The following is a 21,225-nucleotide window of genomic DNA, read 5'->3' as shown; positions in this document are numbered from 1 at the left end:
GAAAGCAAATCACAACGCATTGACCCGCCTGACCTTTTTCCAACCAGTTGTGGTAAATATCAGTAATTCAAAGAATGAAAGCAAATCACAACGTGCAGGGCAAAGCCCCCGTGGAACAAGAAGTTGTGGTAAATATCAGTAATTCAAAGAATGAAAGCAAATCACAACCGTAGATCAGCCAGATACCGCCCCGTTCCGGTTGTGGTAAATATCAGTAATTCAAAGAATGAAAGCAAATCACAACCCTTTTTGAGTGTTAAACCACTTTACTTTGTTGTGGTAAATATCAGTAATTCAAAGAATGAAAGCAAATCACAACAAACCGTGGCATAGCCCCAATCGTCCTGCGTTGTGGTAAATATCAGTAATTCAAAGAATGAAAGCAAATCACAACGTAGAACCTTTAACAGTTAAAATGTCTTTAGTTGTGGTAAATATCAGTAATTCAAAGAATGAAAGCAAATCACAACTTATTCAGGATATTAAAAACAGGTCGCATGGTTGTGGTAAATATCAGTAATTCAAAGAATGAAAGCAAATCACAACAACACACCCAACGGCAGACCGTTTCTATTCGTTGTGGTAAATATCAGTAATTCAAAGAATGAAAGCAAATCACAACGGTCTCTTGCTTCTTCTGCGCGTTCCTCCTGTTGTGGTAAATATCAGTAATTCAAAGAATGAAAGCAAATCACAACAGTGCAAATTGGTGTTTGCCGGTAATTTAGTTGTGGTAAATATCAGTAATTCAAAGAATGAAAGCAAATCACAACGTTTTGCAACAATGCCTGTGTGTAAGAATCGTTGTGGTAAATATCAGTAATTCAAAGAATGAAAGCAAATCACAACAAAAAGGGACAGTTCTAAAATTGGCACATAGTTGTGGTAAATATCAGTAATTCAAAGAATGAAAGCAAATCACAACCCACTGAGGGTTCTGTAATTTTTCTGAATAGTTGTGGTAAATATCAGTAATTCAAAGAATGAAAGCAAATCACAACAATTATCTAATCGTAAGAATTTTTGTTTATGTTGTGGTAAATATCAGTAATTCAAAGAATGAAAGCAAATCACAACGCCAAACTGGCCGTAAGGTAATCCATCTTTGTTGTGGTAAATATCAGTAATTCAAAGAATGAAAGCAAATCACAACCGTGCTTTGCGAAGCTTTCCAAAGCCACTTGTTGTGGTAAATATCAGTAATTCAAAGAATGAAAGCAAATCACAACAAACTGGCGGAGGCCTTAGAACAAGAAGGAGTTGTGGTAAATATCAGTAATTCAAAGAATGAAAGCAAATCACAACACGGAGGGCAGGGTGCCTACGATTGCGCGAGTTGTGGTAAATATCAGTAATTCAAAGAATGAAAGCAAATCACAACCGCACCGAAAATCAGGTACTGATGGCCGCGGTTGTGGTAAATATCAGTAATTCAAAGAATGAAAGCAAATCACAACTAGTAACTTATACCTACGTCTCCTGCGTTGTTGTGGTAAATATCAGTAATTCAAAGAATGAAAGCAAATCACAACAGAGCGCATTGTACAAAAAAGTGCCAAACGTTGTGGTAAATATCAGTAATTCAAAGAATGAAAGCAAATCACAACTAATGACGATGTACATTACGCCGGTCTCGAGTTGTGGTAAATATCAGTAATTCAAAGAATGAAAGCAAATCACAACGTGTCCACAGGCGGCCTTGCACGTTGTAGAGTTGTGGTAAATATCAGTAATTCAAAGAATGAAAGCAAATCACAACTCAAAACGCGTTCCAATATCAATGCCTCTTGTTGTGGTAAATATCAGTAATTCAAAGAATGAAAGCAAATCACAACAGCGTGGCAGTCGCATTCCTCCCATTCACAGTTGTGGTAAATATCAGTAATTCAAAGAATGAAAGCAAATCACAACTGCTAATGGTTGTTGCGGGTGGCGTGTTGTGTTGTGGTAAATATCAGTAATTCAAAGAATGAAAGCAAATCACAACTGGCCAGCTTTGTAAGGTTGGCAAATATGGTTGTGGTAAATATCAGTAATTCAAAGAATGAAAGCAAATCACAACGGGCGTACCAAAAAACATTTGTTAAGGAAGTTGTGGTAAATATCAGTAATTCAAAGAATGAAAGCAAATCACAACGATACCGATGTTGTTATTCAGGATAACAGCGTTGTGGTAAATATCAGTAATTCAAAGAATGAAAGCAAATCACAACTTAGCATCTTATTAAAAGAAGCTTCCGGCAGTTGTGGTAAATATCAGTAATTCAAAGAATGAAAGCAAATCACAACAAATTCTACACGCGGCGTAAATGATTTGTTGTTGTGGTAAATATCAGTAATTCAAAGAATGAAAGCAAATCACAACCAAAAAGGCCGGTAGTTATTTTTCACACTAGTTGTGGTAAATATCAGTAATTCAAAGAATGAAAGCAAATCACAACAGAATCTATTTCGAACACAATAAACCTTTGTTGTGGTAAATATCAGTAATTCAAAGAATGAAAGCAAATCACAACAACTGGGAACGGAACGTAAACGCGCACCTCGTTGTGGTAAATATCAGTAATTCAAAGAATGAAAGCAAATCACAACAACCACCCCAAAAAGGTGCATTAAAATAAAGTTGTGGTAAATATCAGTAATTCAAAGAATGAAAGCAAATCACAACAGCTTTTCCCAAATCGCAAACTTCATTATTGTTGTGGTAAATATCAGTAATTCAAAGAATGAAAGCAAATCACAACAAGTTCTCTTAAATGCCTGCGCAGGGGCTTTGTTGTGGTAAATATCAGTAATTCAAAGAATGAAAGCAAATCACAACCGTTTGTTTTAAACGTTGTAGGTGCATTTGTTGTGGTAAATATCAGTAATTCAAAGAATGAAAGCAAATCACAACAGGTTAATGATTGTTGAGCGGTTAAAGTTTGTTGTGGTAAATATCAGTAATTCAAAGAATGAAAGCAAATCACAACTAACCCATGTTGGGAGCAAACTGCGGTTTAGTTGTGGTAAATATCAGTAATTCAAAGAATGAAAGCAAATCACAACTACCGCCGTTTATTTGTACATCAAACATTTGTTGTGGTAAATATCAGTAATTCAAAGAATGAAAGCAAATCACAACGAAAACGCGTTAGCGGGACAGTTGATACTGTTGTGGTAAATATCAGTAATTCAAAGAATGAAAGCAAATCACAACAAAGCCTTGATGTCAAGTTCGTTGCCCCAAGTTGTGGTAAATATCAGTAATTCAAAGAATGAAAGCAAATCACAACAAAAATGTTTACATTATACAAGGAAGAAAAGTTGTGGTAAATATCAGTAATTCAAAGAATGAAAGCAAATCACAACAGCTTTTGACCACTCCAATTCACCTTTATCGTTGTGGTAAATATCAGTAATTCAAAGAATGAAAGCAAATCACAACAGAATCTTGTAAAATCCTTTGATATCGATGGTTGTGGTAAATATCAGTAATTCAAAGAATGAAAGCAAATCACAACTGCCTGGTTTTCGTTGCACCATTTCAGTTGGTTGTGGTAAATATCAGTAATTCAAAGAATGAAAGCAAATCACAACGTAAGCATTTATGGCATGAACGATAAAGTTGTTGTGGTAAATATCAGTAATTCAAAGAATGAAAGCAAATCACAACATAACCGATATCATAATGCCAACCCGCATTGTTGTGGTAAATATCAGTAATTCAAAGAATGAAAGCAAATCACAACTTATGGTTTCCTCATGCGGAACAATGCAAAGTTGTGGTAAATATCAGTAATTCAAAGAATGAAAGCAAATCACAACTTTCAGATCTTCTTCTTTTAAATAGGCGATGTTGTGGTAAATATCAGTAATTCAAAGAATGAAAGCAAATCACAACTACTTCCAAACCTCAACCAACCCATCACCCTGTTTCCCCAAAAACGGATCAGTACCCGGAACCGGCAACGCCGCAATCCGTTCATCTGCTTTTGGCCTGTCGCCGGGTTGGCCGCGCATGATGTCCCAGCTTCTGCCATCCGGATACGCGCCAACCACACCGAAATCCTGACTGCTGCCTAAATTTTTATGGCCAACGCCAGCCGGGATCACGATGATGTCTCCGGCTTTTACTTCCACTTTTTGCCCTTTTTCTCCGCCTAAAAACAGCAAAGCCGAACCGCTGTAGATGCCCAAAACTTCGTGCGAAGTGCTGTGGTAATGGTGGAAAGGGTAAACGCCGTTGCGCCAGGAATTTGTCCAGTTGTTTTTGGCAAAATGCTGCTCCAGCCAATCCGCGCCCGAAGAACCGCTTTGTGTAAAAGCCTTTTGGTAATGCAGCAACGGATATTTGCTGTTTGGGATAATGCCATCATCTTTAAAATGAAGCAGGGTTGGTTGTACTGTTTTTGCCATTGCTTTTTTGTTGAAAAAGGTGAAAGAAGACAAACCAAGCAGGGCTAAAAATTGTGTCCGGTTCATGGCCATATTAATTGGATGAATGCTTAAATTTTAAGAATACTCTTTTTGGCAATAGTTTTTTGTTTTAAGGATTCAGCACTAAATAAACCATCGGCAAAAAACTACATCAACCTTTTTAAAAATACCCTTACAAAATTAGCAGTAATTAAATTGAACGCATTACCAATTTTTACCCGGTAAAAGAAGCATCGCCACATCTTCAACCATTCCAAACCCTATTGTACCGTGGCAGCGCGGTTCCAATCTGTATTCTTCCTGTTCTACAAATAATTTTTTATGGCTGTCGTTTTTTAAGTTTCGCTTCCATTTTTTAGATAATATTTTTTGAACGAACTATGCCAAAAAGATCATAAAAAACATAAAACATAATTATATTTGCCGCAGTTAAAACACTGTTATGAAAATTTTAGGCCTTCTTGTTGGATTTCTTGGTATCCTGATCCTTGCTTGTACTGTAATTTTAACACCTGCCCATTCTTTTAACCCTGCGGATTCTACCAACGGAACTTCAGCCAATGCAGCAATATTTTTTGGCGGCCTGATTGTTTTTGGGGCCGGTGTAGTGCTGTATGCCAACGCTATAGAAAAAAAGGCGCACGAAAAAAAGGTAAATTAATTTTACCAATTTTTATACGGTAAAAGAAGCATTACAACTTCTTCAAATACGCCAGATCATATTGCACCGCGACCAGTGGTGCCATGCTATATTCTTCCTGTTCTACAAAATAATTTTTCATGCCTGCTTTTTTGGCTTGCGCCAGCAATGCTTTCAGGTCAATGTCGCCTTTGCCAAACTCGGTGCTGTGTTTGGCGGTTTTGTCCATGTCTTTTAAATGCCAAAGCGGGAAACGGCCCGGAAATTTGTTAAAATACGTGGTGGCATCCTGGCCCGAAACGATAAGCCAGCCCAAATCCAGCTCGAACTTTACCTTGGCGGGATCGGTGTGTGTCAGCAAAATATCGTACAAAACCTTGCCGTTTTCCTGCTCAAATTCGTATTCGTGGTTGTGGTAGCCAAAAGTAAGGTTGGATTTGTTCGCCACCTCGGCCGATTTATTAAAAATATCCGCACAATGCTGGTAGTTGCTCACGGTTTGGCCGTTGGAAGGCATGGTCGAACAGATCAGATATGTTTGTCCGGCTTCGGCAGCTTCGTCCACCGTTTTTTGCCAGTCAGTACCGATGTGCACGTGTCCGCTCAATACAGTCATTCCCAAATCCGAAGCGATCTTTTTCATTTCTTTTGGTTTTAAACCGTAGTAACTGCCTTTTTCGCTGCCGGCCGATTCTAAGTTTTTATAACCGATTGCGGCCAGCTTTTTCAGCGTTCCGGTGGCATCGGCCAGCATATCTTTTCGCACAGAATACAGTTGCAGGCCGATATTTTGCACCGGCATGGCAACGGCCGGGAAAGAGGCCAACGCCGCACTGGCAGTAAACAGGGCAGTGGTTTTGATAAAATCTCGTCGGGTTTGCACTTTCATTATAAAGGGCTTAAAATTGAATTGGTATTGCAAGATGCTGTTTTTATGCTGATAAAAACAGTATGCTTGGATTTTGTTGTGAGGTATTTATAGTTTGTAAAAGGACACACCCCTGCCCCTCTCGAGAGGGGAATGCACAGTTTGCTAACCCCCTGACCCCCTCAAGGGGGAAAGCAGAGTTCGCTAATTTTCTACCGTTCACCTTTCAACCTTTAACCTTTCACCCTGCAACCTTTCACCCCCACAAAGAAAACGGATGCGTAGCCAGATTAGAATTGTAATACCGTGGGTCATCGGTTACTTCTTCCGCTAAAAAATCAGGTTTTTCAAAAGTGTCGTTTTCGCTTTTCAGTTCAATTTCGGCCACAATCAAGCCTAAATTTTCGCCTTTAAATTCATCCACTTCAAAAACTTTTCCGGCAACCGGAATGCGGTAACGCGTTTTTGCAGTGCCCTGCAAAGCAAAACTTTCCAGCAGTTCCTGCCCGTCTTGCAGCGGGATTTCGTATTCGTATTCCTTCCGCGTAAAACCCGTTGTTGCCCCTTTTATGGTGATAAAAGCCTTGCTGCCGGCAATGCGCACACGGATAGTTTTGCCTTTTTCGTTCACCAGATAACCTTGTTGGTAAGGCGTGCCTTGTGGTTTGGCAAAAGCTTTCCATTTTTCGGGATTCACCAAAAACTTGCGTTCAATTTCTAAGCCCATATTTTTTTGTTTAAACTACGGTTTCCGGAACAATTTTTATGGCCGCATCTTCCGGCGCAGTTACTTTTTCGCGGAAGTTGGCCGACTGTTCCAAAATCTCCAATTCCAAAGCCGCGTTGCTGTTTTTTAGGTTGATGATGGCCTGATTGTCCGGCTGGTTCATGGCCGATAACACTTCCATCGTCAACAAATGGTCGTGCCACTGGCCAATCTTGTCCTGCAACTGGTTCAAATAATTGGTGTTGACCTGCAATTTCCCATGCAAAGCCCCAGCACTTGCTTTTTGGTTGTAAATCAACAGCTTGCTGTTTTTTCGCGCCGTGTGCATTTCTTCGTCAAAAGTTGGCGCGGCAAAAAAAACAGCAATCCGGTTCAGCTTTTCCTTGTAAAAATTGCGGATGGTTTTGCCTTGCAGCTTGTGCAAATTGTTTTGCAAAGCGATGTGTGCTTTTTTTAACCGCTTTAAATAACTTTTGCCCTGGCTTTTAAACCGCGCTGTGCCTTGCTGCAAAATTTGCTGCTGGTGTTGGTCAAAGTTTTCATCCTGAAGCTGGTGTTTTTCGCCCAGTTGCAGGTTGATGTACGCGTTTCGGATTTCGCCCGCGGCTTTAAATACTGTTTTTACCGGCTTAAATTCGTGCAGCAAACCTTTGTTTTCCTGTTCGCTGGCGTAAAGCGTGAGCAGTGCCTTCAGCTTTTTAATGTGGACGCGAAACTGGTGCAGGTCGTCCTGGCTGTTGGTTTCCAAAAAAGTTTTTAAATGTAATTTCATTCCTTTCCACAGCTTGTTTAACTGTTTCATTGCTTTCTTTTTTTTCATACAAAGCCTTTTTATTTCAACTACCCGGCAACAATAATACCATCTACAATACAAACGAATTTAATTATTGATTAAGCTAATGCTTCTTTTATCAGGCAAAATTTGGGCTTGCAAAAATGTATCCTATTCATGTTACACAACAGCGTGTTAAACTTCAGCTACTTTATCCAGTCAGTAATTAAGTTCTGATACTTCTTCAAAAATTCAACAACCATGAAATTTTCGATCCGGTTTTTAAGTTTCACCTTTTTAATGGCCGTTTTTGGTTTGCTGTTTTCTTCTTTTTTGAATGAAGACCAGGCTAAATCTGCTGCTTTTAAATTTCCGTACAAATACGCGCAACTTACCGAACGCCAGGCCGCGGCGCATTTGCTCAACCGTTTTACGTTTGGCGCAACGCCGGGCGCGATTGATGCGGTGGTAAAAATCGGCCCCGAAAAATGGTTTAAACAGCAACTGGAGGCCAACCTGCCCGATGATTCGCTGAACCAGATTTTAAACCAGTACGATGCGATGAAGTTGAGCAATACAGAAATTGCAGCCATCTACCCAAAAAACGGGCAAATTGTGCGGATGGCGGTAAAAGATGGTGTGATTAATAAAGATTCGGTGAATAAAACGGATTCCAAAGCGTACAAAGATCAGCTTGCGGCCTACATGCAGCAAAAAGGTTTGCGGCAGCCACAAGACCTTTATAAACAGTTGATCAACCAAAAAATAATGCGCGCCGCCTACACGCAAAACCAGTTGCAGGAAGTGCTTACGGATTTTTGGTTTAACCATTTTAATGTTTCAATTACGAAGAATGATTGTGCCGATTTTATCCCGGTTTACGAGCGCGATGCCATCCGCGCCAACGCTTTGGGCAAGTTTGACCAATTGCTGCTGGCCACGGCAAAATCTCCGGCGATGTTGTATTATTTGGATAATTTTAGCAGTTCGGGCGTTAACACCAAGGCCAACCCGCCACGGGCAAATATGGTACGTTTTGCCAGTCAGCAAACGCCTGCCGCGGGCGATTCTGCCATGCGCCAAACTCAAATGCTCAACAAAATAAAGCAGGCAAAAAAAGCACAGGGTTTAAACGAAAACTACGCCCGCGAAGTGATGGAACTGCATACGCTTGGCGTTGACGGCGGCTACACGCAGCATGATGTTACCGAAGCTGCACGCGTTTTAACCGGTTGGGCCGTTAGCCCGATGGAAAATAAAGCCGACGGCAACATGGCGCAAAAACTAATGAATAAGGATAGCGAAGATAAATTGGCACAGCGCGGTTTTGTACACGATGGCGATTTTCTGTTCAACCCAAACCGGCACGATAACGGTGAAAAAACAGTTTTAGGCCATCATTTCGGCCCCGACGGCGGCTACGATGAGGGCGTGCAATTGCTGGAAATGCTGGCGCACCATCCTTCAACCGCGCAGTTTATCTGCCGCAAATTGGCGGTTCGTTTTGTAAGCGATAACCCACCGAAATCACTGGTTGATAAAATGGCCAAAACGTTTTTGAAGGAAGACGGCGACATTAAAAAAGTTTTGACCACGATGGTTTCCTCGCCCGAATTTTGGAGTAAAAATGCCTTGCGCGAGAAAACAAAATCGCCTTTCGAGCTGGCCATCAGTTCGGTAAGGAGTTTGGATGCCACCATCAGCCAACCTTATCAATTATATAATTGGATCACCAAAATGGGGCAGAAAATGTATTATTACCAGGCACCAACGGGTTTCCCTGACAAAGGCCAATATTGGATCAACACCGGTGCTTTGCTAAACCGCATGAACTTTGGCCTGGCTTTGGCGGCCAACCGTATTCCGGGAATCCAGGTTGATCTGGCCGCTTTAAACAACCACCACGAACCCGAAAGTGCGCAGGCTGCTTTGGTTACGTACAGCAATTTGATTATGCCCGAACGCGACCTTAGCCAAACCATTAAAAGGTTAACGCCGATGCTGGAAGACCCCAACCTCAGCAAAAAAGTGGAAGCTGCCACGAGCAAAACGGCACCGGTAAAACCCGTGGAAGCCACACAGCAGCAAATGGTTTTTGCCGATGAAGCCAAAAAAAACACCGATAAAAACAGTATGCCGGCCAACAAAACGTATGTGGCGATGCAAAGCCGGCCAAACAACAATTCGATGCTGGCACAAGTGGTGGGCGTAATTGTGGGTTCGCCGGAATTTCAAAGACGTTAATTTTATATCACGCATTTTAATTTTTTCTGATCATGGTATCAAGAAGAGGGTTTATCAAAGCAGGCGGACTGGCGCTTTTTGGCATCGGTTTGGGCGGCATCCCGGCTTTTGTGGCCGAAGCAGCAGCCAGTGTAAAAAAGCAGGAACTGTACAAAAAGAAAAAAGTGCTGGTCTGCATTTTTCAGCGCGGCGCGATGGACGGCTTAATGGCCGTTACTCCTTTTACCGATACTTTTTTGCAGGCTGCCCGGCCAACTTTGTTTATGTCGGCAGCCAAAAGCAGCAGCAATAAACCGCTGATTGATTTGGACGGCAAGTTTGGCCTGCACCCTTCCATGAACGCTTTCGAGCCTTTATTTAGGGAAAAACGGCTGGCCATTGTGCACGGCATCGGTTCGCCAAACAACACGCGTTCGCATTTTGATGCGCAGGATTATATGGAATCGGGCACGCCGTTTAACAAAGGCACGGCCAGCGGCTGGCTCGACCGTGCCATTGGTTTGCTTGGCCACGATGCGGTTTCGCCTTTCCAGGGTGTCAGCCTAACTTCGGCCATGCCACGTTCTTTTTATGGCGATAATCCTTCCGTCGCCATCAGCAATTTGCAGGATTTTGCCATCCAAATGCGCGGCAACCCAAACGGTGCCAATTTGGCTGCGCGTAGTTTTGAGGATTTGTATGACCAGACTTCTTCTTCGCTATTAAAACAAACCGGAAAAGAAAGTTTTGATGCCGTAAAAATGCTGCAAAAAACGGATGTCAAAAATTATCAGCCTGCCAATAATGCCGTTTACCCGAACACTGCTCTCGGCACTGCCTTGAAACAAATTGCGCAATTGGTGAAGATGGATGTGGGCATGGAAGTGGCTTTTGCCGAATCGGGCGGTTGGGATACGCACTTTAACCAAGGCACCGAAAACGGCATTTTTGCCCGCAACGTAGCTGATTTAAGTGGCAGCATTGTTGCTTTTTGGACCGATTTGGGAACTTATCAGGACGATGTTACGCTGATGACCATGACCGAGTTTGGACGTACCGTGCACCAAAACGGAACCGGCGGAACCGACCACGGCCGCGCCTCCTGTAATTTTATTTTGGGGAACGATGTGAACGGCGGCATCGTTCATGGCGACATCAAACCTTTAGCAGTAGAAAACCTGGAAGACGGCCGCGACCTGGCCGTTACCACCGATTTCAGAAGTGTTTTTAGCGAAGTGGCCGATAAACATTTAAAGATCAACAACGACCAAATTCTTTTCCCGGATTGGAAAGGCGGCAAAATCGGCGTGATGCGGACATAAAATTTGGGGTGGTAAAAACAGTATTGCTTAAGTTGAAATATCCAAAGCTTCTTTTAGCTTAAATAATACACCGTTAGCATCAATATTGGTGTAGCCGCCTTGCATATGTGCATACAAGCCTTCCTTAAAATCGGGTGTATCAATTATTTTCAAAAATTCTTCCTGCAAATAATTAAATAAGTGTGCTGGTGCTTTGTTTAACTGATTTTGCAGGTCATCAACATTTTCAAACAGATAAACCAAATCCTCAAAGTCTTTGCTTGTGCGGTAATCGCCTTTGCCCCGGCCTTTATAAGCTTCCCATTTGCTGGCCATAAAATAAGGAAAGGAAAATATTTTGACTGCTGTTTTTTCATCTAATGGCACAGTTACCGCATTTTTAAAACCCTCGGGATACCACTTGTTGCTAAATCCGATCGCAGTATCATTGGTCGGCATCACATCAACAATTATCCCTTGAATTTTGTACCTACAATAAACTCCGGATTCTATATCATTTACAAAACCAACAGCACGTAATTTTTCTTCCAATTGGGTAAAACCCGAATAGCCGGCTATCTCAACAACCACATCAATATCTTCAGTCGGCCTCACTTCGTTAGCTAAACTTGCATCCGTTGCATACAAAGAGACCGTTGCACCTCCAACAAAAACAAATGCTTCTTTTAGATTAGATAAAACTTGTGCAACCGCTTTTAGCCTAACAATGTTAATGTGCATATTCCTGGTTAAAAATTTGAGTCAACTTGTCAATTGCAATTTCACGTTCCCGTACTTTTCCAAGCCGCAGTGCATCTACCAGTGCCAAAACATCGTACAGCTTTTCGTCTTTTTGCACTGCTAAAACTGCATTTGGGTACAAGGGTTGCACGGCCTGCCCTTTTTTTGGGCCGTTGGCACATGGCCAAACAAAAACTTCTTCGGCAATTAATTCATTTTTAAAAACCGGTGCCGAATGTGCCGTTGGTATCCCTCTTGCCATTGCACCTGCCTGTACCGGAAAAACGTAGGCCAGCCCTTGCGTTAAAAAATCGAGCAGGTTATTTTTAAAAACTGTTCTTTTTTCAGCATCAATTAAGCCGGCAATTTTAGAGCGGTTTAAAGATTCAGAAATTTCTGAAGTACTGATGTATAAGCTGTTAGCCAGATCTTTATTTAACCAGTTATCCTTTGTTACCAATATTTTTAATAACACGGCAATATCATGTGGACGCATGCCATTGTGCTGTTTCATTTGACAAAGATAACGTTTGATCCTCAATTTGCAAATTGAGGATTAAACCTGAAAGAGTAAAAATAATACTTCTTTTATCATCATTTTTTTTGTTAACAATAACAACAACCAAATTCTTTTCCCGGATTGGAAAGGCAGCAAAATCGGCGTGATGCGGACATAGAATTTTAGGTGGTAAAAACAGTATACAGCAAATCCTGATTTTTTCTATTGCTTTTGCTTAACTATTTTGGCTGATAATTTCACCAAAAAATACCATCTTTAAACATGTTCCTCATTATCCTTAACATTGTTTTTTGCCTGGCTTTTATCGGTTTTGCCTACGTCAACTTAAATGATCCGGATGCCTGGCTTTGGGTCGGTATTTATTTGGCGGTAACGGTTTGCTGCGGGCTTTTTGTTTTCAAACTGTATTATCCAAAAATCTACCTCGGTTTGATGGCGTTTTATTTAATCTACGCCGTTATCCTTTTCTTTGGAAAAGATGGCGTTTTGGATTGGATCACGAAATACAAAACGCCAAGCATTGTAGAAACCATGCAGGCCGAAAAACCATACATCGAAAAAACGAGGGAATTTTTTGGCTTGCTGATTATTACGTCTGCTTTAACGATTGATTTTTTTGCCGTAAAATTTTGGCTTTAAATTTACCCGATAAAAGAAGCATCTCGTTTTTGAGATGCTTCTTTTATGCCACCTTTTTTGGTGCCGGTCTTCTTAATTCAAAGAAATGTCCGAAGCCTGCTTCTGCTGATGGCTCCACAATTTGTTAAACATTTCGCCATGTTGCAATAAAAATTCCAGCGAACCTTCTTCTACAATGCGGCCTTTATCCAGCACGTAGATGTAATCAAAATGCTGCAGCAAATGCAAACGGTGCAAGGTAGAAATCACGGTTTTGCCTTGAAATTCGTTGAAAAGGTTGAGGTAGATTTCCTGTTCGGTTTTCGGGTCCATGCTGCTGGTTGGTTCGTCCAGCAAAATAATACTGCTGGTTTGTGCTGCCAAAACACCTCGCGCCAAAGCCAAACGCTGTTTTTGTCCGCCCGAAAGGTTCACGCCTTTTTCCTGGATCATAGAATGCACGCCGTCTTCCAAATTTTCCAATACCGGCGATAGTCGTGTAATTTCGGATACTCTTTTTACCTCCTCATTTTCAAAAGGCAAACCCAGCGTGATGTTGTATTCAAAAGTAGCTTCAAAAATTTCAGGTTCCTGCGGGAAGAGCGTTACCGAATTGCCAATATCACTGAAATTTTTCCCGTTATCGCCATCAACCTCCAAAGTAGAATTTAGTCCAGGTTCATACAGCCCACGCAATAATGTAAGTAACGTACTTTTTCCGCAACCGCTTTCGCCAATCAAAGCAATGCGCTGACCGCGGTGGATATCCAAATTCATTTCTTTCAGGCCGTAAGATTTTTTCCAACCGGGAATCGGACTTAAAAAACCTTGTGCATTTACGTTTGCTTGTTCCTGGCCTTTTTTAGGGTGATTATAGTTCAAATCGCGAATGGCTAAGTTCTGCCAATTTTGCGGCAAATGGCTTTCGTTTAACGCGCGGTGTTCTTTTTCAAAAGCCGTTTCAATCACTTTTGCGGTTTCCACATCAGTATGAAACTGAACAATTTGTGTGTATTGCTGCGCGAAATCGTTAAAAACGCTGGTGAACTGGTTGACAAAACCCAGCAGCGTAACCAGACCGCCCAGCATAAAAACTTTGCCGGGCTGGTTGTGCTGGTAAATGTAGCCGACAACCATCACCACATAAATTAAGGCCACCAGCATTTGCGCGGTAAACCATTTCCACTCGTTTATCACCACGTTCTTTTTGAACGGTGGAAAAACAGCGTGCAATTTCTCCATCAAACTGGCGTGAACGCGTTTTTCCAGGCGTAAAGTAATCACGGTTAGGATGTTGGAAAGGCTGTCGAACAAGTTGGAAGAAACTTTATGTTCGGCTTCGTTTACTTCTTTTAAGGAAGCGATGAACGGTTTGTCAAACTTTAGGATTACCCAAAACGTGGCAAAACCCAAAACGATGGCCACCGCGCCAAACAGCGGCGAAAAGTAGAACATCACCAAAAACGAAATGACGAATTTCAGAAGTGATTGTATGTACAAAAAGCCCGACTGGAAGAAATCGCGCAGCGCGGCATAAGCTTTACGCAAACGGTTGATGGTGGAACCGCTGTGGTGGTCTTTGTGCCAGCCAATTGGAAGATGGACGAGCTGCTGGTAAAGTTCGTCTAAATAATTTTGGGAGATTTTGAAAGCCAGTTTGCGTTCCTGCACACGTGCCGGACCGTGAAAAGCCCATTCAGTCAGGCGCAAAGCCATAAAACCCAAGGCATACAACCAAACGGAAGAAATAATATGGAAACCATTTTTTTGGATGGAATTGACAAACCAGCCATAAAAAAAAGGATTTAGCGCAGCCACCAAATTTGCACCGATAAACAAAGCATAAGTTAAAAGATAAATTTTACGGTCGTTTTTGGCGTAACGCCAGGCGGTGGAAAGCAAAGAAAAATACGGGTTTTGCATAAATAAATAAACCAGGCGGAAAAACCTTTTGCAAAACGGTTACGGCAATAGCATAGAAAAGATTCGGAAAATAAATAATTGCAGGAAGCTTATTTGAAAAATTAACAGAAGAAAAATTAATACTTCTTTTAGGGTATAAAAATTGGTGTTTGCATTTATTTAAACAAAAACCAATTAAAGCCGATCACGAGGGATGCCGAAAAAATTTCGGCATGACAAAAAACTAAAAGGCAACGATTTTATACCGATAAAAGAAGCATTGCCATCAGTCATCCTGAAATTTTTTCAAGATCCCTCTGCCAAGGTCGGAACCTTTCTGATGGGATGCCGAAAAGATTTCGGCATGACAAAAACCTAAAGGCAATGATTTTTAGGCGGTAAAAGAAGCATTGAAAATATATTGAACAAATTTTAAACAGGCTCTTAAACAGGCCCTTAAAGTTTTTATTTATAGCCCGCGGCCTGCAAATTAAACAATTCGGCGTAGCGGCCGCCTTTGGCCAGCAGTTCTTCATGGCTGCCGATTTCGGCCATTTCGCCTTTTTCCAAAACCAAAATACGGTTAGCCATACGCACGGTAGAAAAACGGTGCGAAATCAAAACGGCCGAACGTCCTTTGGTGAGTTCGGTAAAACGCTCAAAAACTTCAAATTCTGCACGTGCATCCAAAGCCGAAGTTGGCTCGTCCAAAATCAGCAGTTGGGCGTTGCGCATATATGCGCGGGCAATCGCTACTTTTTGCCATTCGCCGCCGGAAAGTTCTACGCCTTCAAAAAAGCGTTTGCCCAGCATTTGCTCGTAACCGCCGGGCAGGCGTTGCGCCAGTTCATCGGCCATGCTTTGTTTAGCGGCACTTTTTATATGTTCGGTATTTTCTTTTTGGCTGATGTTTCCGGTGGCAATGTTTTGCGAAAACGTCATCTGGTAGCGCAAATAATCCTGGAAAATGATGCCGATGTTTAACCGCAGATCGGCCAGGTCGTATTCTTTTAAATCGTAGCCGTCCAGCAAAATCCGGCCTTCTGTCGGGTCGTACAAACGCGCCAAAAGTTTGACCAGCGTTGTTTTTCCGGCACCGTTCTCTCCTACCAAAGCCAATTTTTCGCCGGGGTTTAGGGTGAACGATAAGTGCCGGTTTGCCCAACGTTCGGAATGGATATAGCGGAAACCAACATCTTCAAAAGTAAAACCCTGGCGGATCGGTTTTGGAAACGGACGCGGGTTTTTAGCCAATTTAATTTTAGGCTGAATCTCGAAAAACTCAAAAAAATCGCGTAAATAAATGGCGCCTTGCGAAACGGTGGTAAAACGCGTTAGGATATTTTCCAGCAAAGAACGCAACTGCCGGAAAGAACCGGCCAGAAAAGTAAGTTCGCCCAGAGAAATGCTGCCGGAAATAGTCCGCGCAATGATAAAAACGTAAGCGCCGTAATAACCGATGCTGCCCAATAGGGCAAACAGCGTTCCCCAAACCGAACGCTGAACGACAATACTTCGGTTATCTTTGTAAAACTTGTCCGACAGTTGCTTAAACCGTTCGATGATAAAAGCCGACAGATCAAAAATCTTGACTTCTTTGGCCGTTTCATCGCTTGCGCCGAGGTAACGCAAATAATCCAGTTCGCGGCGTTGCGGCGTTTGGCTTCGGGTTAAAGCATAAGTTTGGTCATTGAAATAGGATTCGCCCAAAAACGCAGGTAGAATGGCAACTAATAAAAGCAGGATCAGCCAGGGGTTAAACGCCATCAAACCAACGGCGAGAAAGCCCATCGTAATCAAATCCTGCACCTGGCTCATCACTTGCGAAAGCAAAACGGTACGGCCAACGGTTTGCTGGCGGGCGCGTTCTAATTTATCGTAAAAAACGGCATCTTCAAACTGGTCCAAATCCAAAATGGCCGCATGGTTCATGATTTTGACCGAAGTGTGGTTGGAGAACAAATCGCCCAGCAAACTATCCATTAACGTAATGGCTCGGCTCAAACTATCACTTAAAATGGCCAAACCAAACTCCAGCGCAACCAATTTCCACAAATACAAATGCGGCAATGCGCCTTTTGCATGGCTCAATAAAACCACCTGGTCTATGATGAGTTTGCCGACATACAAGATCAGCAGTGGCAAAGCTGAACGAACAAAACGCAGCAGGATATTGGCAAGTGCCATTTTCGGGCTTACTTCCCAAACTAATTTAAAAAAAGCGGGCAGGTTGCGCAGTGCAGCCAGGCGTTCTTTAAAGGTTAAAGGCGTAACTTGAGTTGGGGCAGGACGTGCTTTCAATTTATTTTATAAGTAGGATGTTCGGGCAATTTGCAGTGTTGATTGCTATTCACGATGATCTATCAACCATAACCTATCAACATTCCTCAATCCCAACTTACCAATTTTTATGCGATAAAAGAAGCATGGCCAACAGATATGACTTTCATCATACAGTTATTTGATACGATTATTTGATGCAAATTTTTAAACCGCTACCTTTAATTATTGTTATTCCTTAAATCATTCTAAAAATTCCTGCTATGATTGAACCGCAAAAAAACCAGTTTGCAAAGGATGCCAATGGCAATCCTGCAAACGCCGAAAACGATACGCTTACCACGCGCCAGGGACATCCGGTTTATGATAACCAAAACCTGCGCACAATAGGAAACCGCGGACCGGCAACTTTAGAAAACTACCATTTTCTGGAAAAGCTGTCTCATTTTGACCGCGAGCGCATCCCGGAACGCGTGGTACATGCACGCGGCGCTGGTGCACATGGTATTTTTGAAGCTTACGGAACGGTGGGCAATGATCCTGCTTCAAAATATACACGCGCCCATTTATTTCAGGAAAAAGGAAGGGAAACGCCTTTGTTTGTGCGCTTTTCTTCGGTGATCCATGGCGGCCATTCGCCCGAAACTTTGCGCGACCCACGCGGTTTTGCCGTAAAATTTTATACCGAAGAAGGCAACTGGGATTTGGTAGGCAACAATTTAAAAGTGTTTTTTATCCGTGATGCCTTAAAATTCCCGGATCTGGTTCACGCTTTTAAACCAGACCCCGTAACTAACCGCCAGGATGGCCAGCGTATTTTTGATTTTATCAGCAATACGCCGGAAGCCATGCAAATGATTACCTTTCTGTTTTCGCCCTGGGGCATTCCGGCCAACTACCGGCAAATGCAAGGTTCGGGCGTAAACACGTACAAATGGGTAAACAAAGATGGCGTTGCGGTTTTGGTGAAATACCATTGGGAACCGCTGCAAGGCATCCGCAATTTAACGCAGGAAAAGGCAGAAGAAATCCAGGGCAAAAACTTTAACCACGCCACGCAGGATTTGTACGATGCCATCGAAAAAGGTGAGTTTCCGGCTTGGGAATTATTTGTTCAAATCCTGAGCGATGACGAACACCCGGAACTGGATTTTGATCCGCTGGACGATACCAAACTTTGGCCGAAAGAGCAGTTTCCGTGGTTGCCCGTTGGTAAAATGACGCTGAACCGTAACCCGACAAACTATTTTGCCGAAGTAGAACAAGTTGCTTTTGGAACCGGTGTTTTGGTTGATGGACTGGATTTTTCCGACGATAAAATGTTGCAAGGAAGAACGTTTTCTTACTCCGATACGCAGCGTTACCGGGTTGGCACAAATTACCTGCAATTGCCTATCAATGCGCCGCTTAAAAAAGCTGCCACCAACCAGCGCGACGGGCAAATGGCTTACCACCAGGATTTAACGCCGGGCTTAAACCCGCATGTAAATTACGAACCTTCTACTTTGGGCGGCTTAAACGAAGCACCTAAAAAAGGCAAAGATTACACGCCGCATTACAACGCTGCTTTGATCCGGGAAAAAATCAGCCGTCAAAATAATTTTAGCCAGGCCGGTGATACTTACCGCAACTTTGAGGATTGGGAAAAACAAGATCTGATCAATAACTTAGTAAGCACGCTGGCCCCGGTAAAGCAACATATCCAGGAAAAAATGATTGATCTTTTCACCCAATGCGATGCCGAATACGGACAACGGGTTGCAGATGGTTTAAAACAATTTAAACAAACCAACGCTACGCCAGGCGGAAACCATACTGAAGCCATGCAAAAAGACGAAGCGGTGGCACAAGCCAAAGAAGAATCGTTAGAAGCAAAAGCTTATTAGAAGCTTCTAAAGTTTTTCTGCTGATTAATCACGATACTGTTTTTACCAGGGTAAAAACAGTATCGTTTTTTTATGTGTTATCTTACCGTTTTTAAATTCCTATTTATCATTTATGGACACCAATTACCAATTGATCAATGCTTCCCGAATGGGCGATCTGGCTCAAATAAAAGATTTGCTTCGTCAGGGCACCGACATAAATTTCCAGGACGAACGCGGCTACACACCTTTGATCATCGCCAGTTACAACGAACAATTGGAAGCCGTAAAAATTTTGTTAGCCGCAAAAGCCGATGTAAACGCACAGGATTTTGGCGGGAACACTGCTTTGATGGGCGTTTGCTTTAAAGGCTATCCCGAAATTGCCGAACTGCTGATTGCAAACGGTGCCGACCTCAACCTGCAACACGGCAATGGCGGCACGGCCTTGATGTTTGCCGCCATGTTTGGCCGGAACAAGCTGGTAAAAATCGTATTGGAACACGGTGCCGATCAGTCCATCGCTGAAAACCGTGGTTTAACTGCTGCGGATTTGGCCGTGCAACAAGGCAATGTGGAGGCTTTGGAGTTGATGGAGCAGTATTCGTAATGCGTTTTTTATCTGGAGATATCATCGTTATTGATACCTCTTTTGCCTTTTTTAAACTACTGGTCGGGATTTGTAATCCCGATCATTGAGCCACGGATTTTAAATCCGTTTTTATAAATCTAAAACATGGGTTTTAAATACAAAGTCAGCAACGACGGCATTTATTTTCTCACTACTACCGTTGTTGACTGGATCGATGTTTTTACACGCAAAGAATTGGCCGAAATTATAATCGAAAGTTTAAAGTATTGCCAAAAAGAAAAAGGCTTAGTTTTATATGCCTGGTGTTTGATGCCAAGCCACTTACATTTGATTGCTTCGACAGCGGAAAGCAAAAGCCTTTCTGACGTGATGCGCTATTTTAAAAAGTTTACTTCTAAAAGCATTGTTGCCGCCGTTAAAGAAATCAACGAAAGCCGGAGGGAATGGCTGCTGGATAAATTTGGGTTTGCCGGACGGACAAACTTTAAAAACAAGGAGTACAAGTTTTGGCAGGACGGCTTTTTTCCGATAGAGTTAGATACTACTTCTTTTATGCAACAAAAATTGGATTACCTGCACAACAACCCTGTTGCAGCCGGTATTGTTTACGAACCTGAACATTACGTTTTCAGTTCGGCTATCAATTATACCGGACAGATGGGGTTGATTGATGTTTTGTTGATAGAATAGATAGGATTAAAAATCCTTAGCTCGAAGGTCGGGATTGCAAATCCCAACCAGTAGGAGTGAAAAATTGGTGAAACATATTTAAAAAGGCTTCTGAAATTTGAAGAAAACCTGAACACCAATTTTTACCTGCTAAAAGAAGCATTTTCAAAAACATAAAACTTGCTCGAAACCATCTGCCTAAATCAACTTGATCATTTTCAATTTAACCCGAAAGTTTAAACAAAAGGAGGCAGTTTCCCGCCTCCTTCTGAATCAAGTAAAAATTAAAACTGCCTGGTTTTTATGATCGAATTATTGGTTTGGAATTAAATATTTTTTTGCGGGAAGCCTGATCTGTTGTTACATTTTTACATAAGTCAGTTTGGCCGTGTTGGTTGTGGCGGCCACATCCGGGTTTTCCGGAGCGTAGTAGGCAGAAAAAGTCAGGATGTCGGTTTGTTTCAACAGCCCGTTTAGTACTGCTGTTGCGGTTGTGGCATTATCATACGCTTTTTGGTAAGTGAAAGTACGGACAATATGTTTTTTCACATAAATGCGGTTGTTCACCAGCGTGTCTTTGCTGCTTTGGATGACCACGTTGTTCAAATTATCGTCAACCCAATTGGTTGCGTTTACGCCTCCTTTGGTCATCGAGTGGTAATCATAATCGTTCAATTTTGTTGCGCCTAAATCTTCTTTCAGGTGTACCTCCCGAAATTTTGCCAAAACTTTGGAATCTAAAATCAGCGTTACGTCTTCATTATAAACCATCGTCAACTGGTTGCCGGCCACTTTCATTTTTACAACTTGCGGGCCTGATTTGATGTTTAAAGCATTGTATTCCGTGGCAACGGGAAGGGAATCAGGGCCATTGCTGTTGGTTTTTTTGCAGCTAATTAGTGCCAGTGCGGCGAAAGCGAACAGTAACAATTTTTTCATGGCAGTTTTTATTTTTTATTGATTCGGTGATGCTTAACCAATAAAAATGCCAGCCGGAAACCAGCTAAACCAATGCTTCTTTTACCACATAAAAATTGGTGCGAAAACTGAAATACAATTTCATTTTGCGAAAAAAATCAACCCAAACT

Annotated in this window: 15 protein-coding genes, 1 pseudogene and 1 CRISPR repeat array; of the genes and pseudogenes, 7 read left to right on the top strand and 9 right to left on the bottom strand. The window is 42.1% G+C overall.

Features of this window, described 5'->3' with window-relative positions:
* Positions 1–122: 122 nt before the first annotated feature.
* Positions 123–3,883: a CRISPR direct-repeat array (repeat unit 46 nt; unit sequence GTTGTGGTAAATATCAGTAATTCAAAGAATGAAAGCAAATCACAAC).
* Positions 3,884–4,128: 245 nt separating this feature from the next.
* Positions 4,129–4,398, bottom strand: a pseudogene (locus V5804_RS07950) (hypothetical protein); the annotation flags it as partial.
* 463 nt (positions 4,399–4,861) lie between these two features.
* On the opposite strand from V5804_RS07950, the gene V5804_RS07945 reads away from it, so the two are divergent.
* A complete protein-coding gene (locus V5804_RS07945; RefSeq protein WP_369590849.1) occupies positions 4,862–5,080 on the top strand; it encodes a hypothetical protein in 219 nt (72 codons plus the stop codon).
* 31 nt (positions 5,081–5,111) lie between these two features.
* Here the strand turns inward: V5804_RS07945 and V5804_RS07940 are convergent, their stop codons facing one another.
* The 3 genes from V5804_RS07940 to V5804_RS07930 all read right to left on the bottom strand — a co-directional run bounded on the left by V5804_RS07940 (position 5,112) and on the right by V5804_RS07930 (position 7,474).
* Positions 5,112–5,948, bottom strand: coding sequence for a sugar phosphate isomerase/epimerase family protein (locus V5804_RS07940; protein ID WP_369590848.1), 837 nt, complete (start codon positions 5,946–5,948; stop codon positions 5,112–5,114).
* Positions 5,949–6,183: 235 nt separating this feature from the next.
* The gene (locus V5804_RS07935; RefSeq protein ID WP_369590847.1) at positions 6,184–6,654 is read right to left on the bottom strand and encodes a CYTH domain-containing protein; all 471 of its coding nucleotides are present in this window, start codon (positions 6,652–6,654) and stop codon (positions 6,184–6,186) included.
* A 10-nt stretch (positions 6,655–6,664) separates the two neighbouring features.
* A complete protein-coding gene (locus tag V5804_RS07930) occupies positions 6,665–7,474 on the bottom strand; it encodes a CHAD domain-containing protein (protein WP_369590846.1) in 810 nt (269 codons plus the stop codon).
* 213 nt (positions 7,475–7,687) lie between these two features.
* Here V5804_RS07930 and V5804_RS07925 point away from each other — a divergent pair, with 213 nt between their 5' ends.
* Positions 7,688–9,670 (top strand): DUF1800 domain-containing protein, encoded by a 1,983-nt coding sequence (locus V5804_RS07925; protein ID WP_369590845.1) that lies wholly within the window; start codon positions 7,688–7,690, stop codon positions 9,668–9,670.
* Between the two features lie 32 nt (positions 9,671–9,702).
* Positions 9,703–10,971, top strand: a complete 1,269-nt coding sequence (locus V5804_RS07920; RefSeq protein WP_369590844.1) for a DUF1501 domain-containing protein — start codon at positions 9,703–9,705, stop codon at positions 10,969–10,971.
* A 27-nt stretch (positions 10,972–10,998) separates the two neighbouring features.
* On the opposite strand, the gene V5804_RS07915 is transcribed toward V5804_RS07920, so the two are convergent.
* A complete protein-coding gene (locus V5804_RS07915; RefSeq protein ID WP_369590843.1) occupies positions 10,999–11,691 on the bottom strand; it encodes a nucleotidyl transferase AbiEii/AbiGii toxin family protein in 693 nt (230 codons plus the stop codon).
* Positions 11,681–12,205 carry a hypothetical protein gene (locus V5804_RS07910; RefSeq protein ID WP_369590842.1) on the bottom strand — a complete coding sequence of 175 codons (525 nt, stop codon included), beginning with the start codon at positions 12,203–12,205 and terminating at the stop codon, positions 11,681–11,683. Before V5804_RS07910 ends, V5804_RS07915 begins: the two co-directional genes overlap by 11 nt.
* Before the next feature lie 267 nt (positions 12,206–12,472).
* Between V5804_RS07910 and V5804_RS07905 the strand changes: the two genes are divergently transcribed.
* Entirely contained in the window at positions 12,473–12,850 is a 378-nt protein-coding gene (locus tag V5804_RS07905) for a transmembrane 220 family protein (RefSeq protein ID WP_369590841.1), read from the top strand.
* Positions 12,851–12,922: 72 nt separating this feature from the next.
* Here V5804_RS07905 and V5804_RS07900 read toward each other — a convergent pair whose 3' ends face one another.
* Positions 12,923–14,752, bottom strand: coding sequence for an ABC transporter ATP-binding protein (locus V5804_RS07900; protein WP_369590840.1), 1,830 nt, complete (start codon positions 14,750–14,752; stop codon positions 12,923–12,925).
* Positions 14,753–15,196: 444 nt separating this feature from the next.
* Positions 15,197–17,032 carry an ABC transporter ATP-binding protein gene (locus V5804_RS07895; RefSeq protein WP_369590839.1) on the bottom strand — a complete coding sequence of 612 codons (1,836 nt, stop codon included), beginning with the start codon at positions 17,030–17,032 and terminating at the stop codon, positions 15,197–15,199.
* Positions 17,033–17,274: 242 nt separating this feature from the next.
* Here V5804_RS07895 and V5804_RS07890 point away from each other — a divergent pair, with 242 nt between their 5' ends.
* The 3 genes from V5804_RS07890 to V5804_RS07880 all read left to right on the top strand — a co-directional run bounded on the left by V5804_RS07890 (position 17,275) and on the right by V5804_RS07880 (position 20,158).
* Positions 17,275–18,897: a catalase gene (locus V5804_RS07890; RefSeq protein ID WP_369590838.1), complete on the top strand. Its 1,623-nt coding sequence runs from the start codon at positions 17,275–17,277 to the stop codon at positions 18,895–18,897.
* 112 nt (positions 18,898–19,009) lie between these two features.
* Positions 19,010–19,486 (top strand): ankyrin repeat domain-containing protein, encoded by a 477-nt coding sequence (locus V5804_RS07885; RefSeq protein ID WP_369590837.1) that lies wholly within the window; start codon positions 19,010–19,012, stop codon positions 19,484–19,486.
* A gap of 126 nt (positions 19,487–19,612) precedes the next feature.
* Complete coding sequence (locus V5804_RS07880; protein ID WP_369590836.1) at positions 19,613–20,158, top strand: transposase; 546 nt, start codon at positions 19,613–19,615, stop codon at positions 20,156–20,158.
* Between the two features lie 339 nt (positions 20,159–20,497).
* Here the strand turns inward: V5804_RS07880 and V5804_RS07875 are convergent, their stop codons facing one another.
* Positions 20,498–21,076, bottom strand: coding sequence for a hypothetical protein (locus tag V5804_RS07875; protein WP_369590835.1), 579 nt, complete (start codon positions 21,074–21,076; stop codon positions 20,498–20,500).
* Positions 21,077–21,225 lie beyond the last annotated feature (149 nt).

It is taken from the genome of Mucilaginibacter sp. (genome assembly GCF_041088075.1).
Lineage (GTDB): Bacteria > Bacteroidota > Bacteroidia > Sphingobacteriales > Sphingobacteriaceae > Mucilaginibacter_A.
This window is presented reverse-complemented; position numbering and strand designations above follow the sequence as displayed.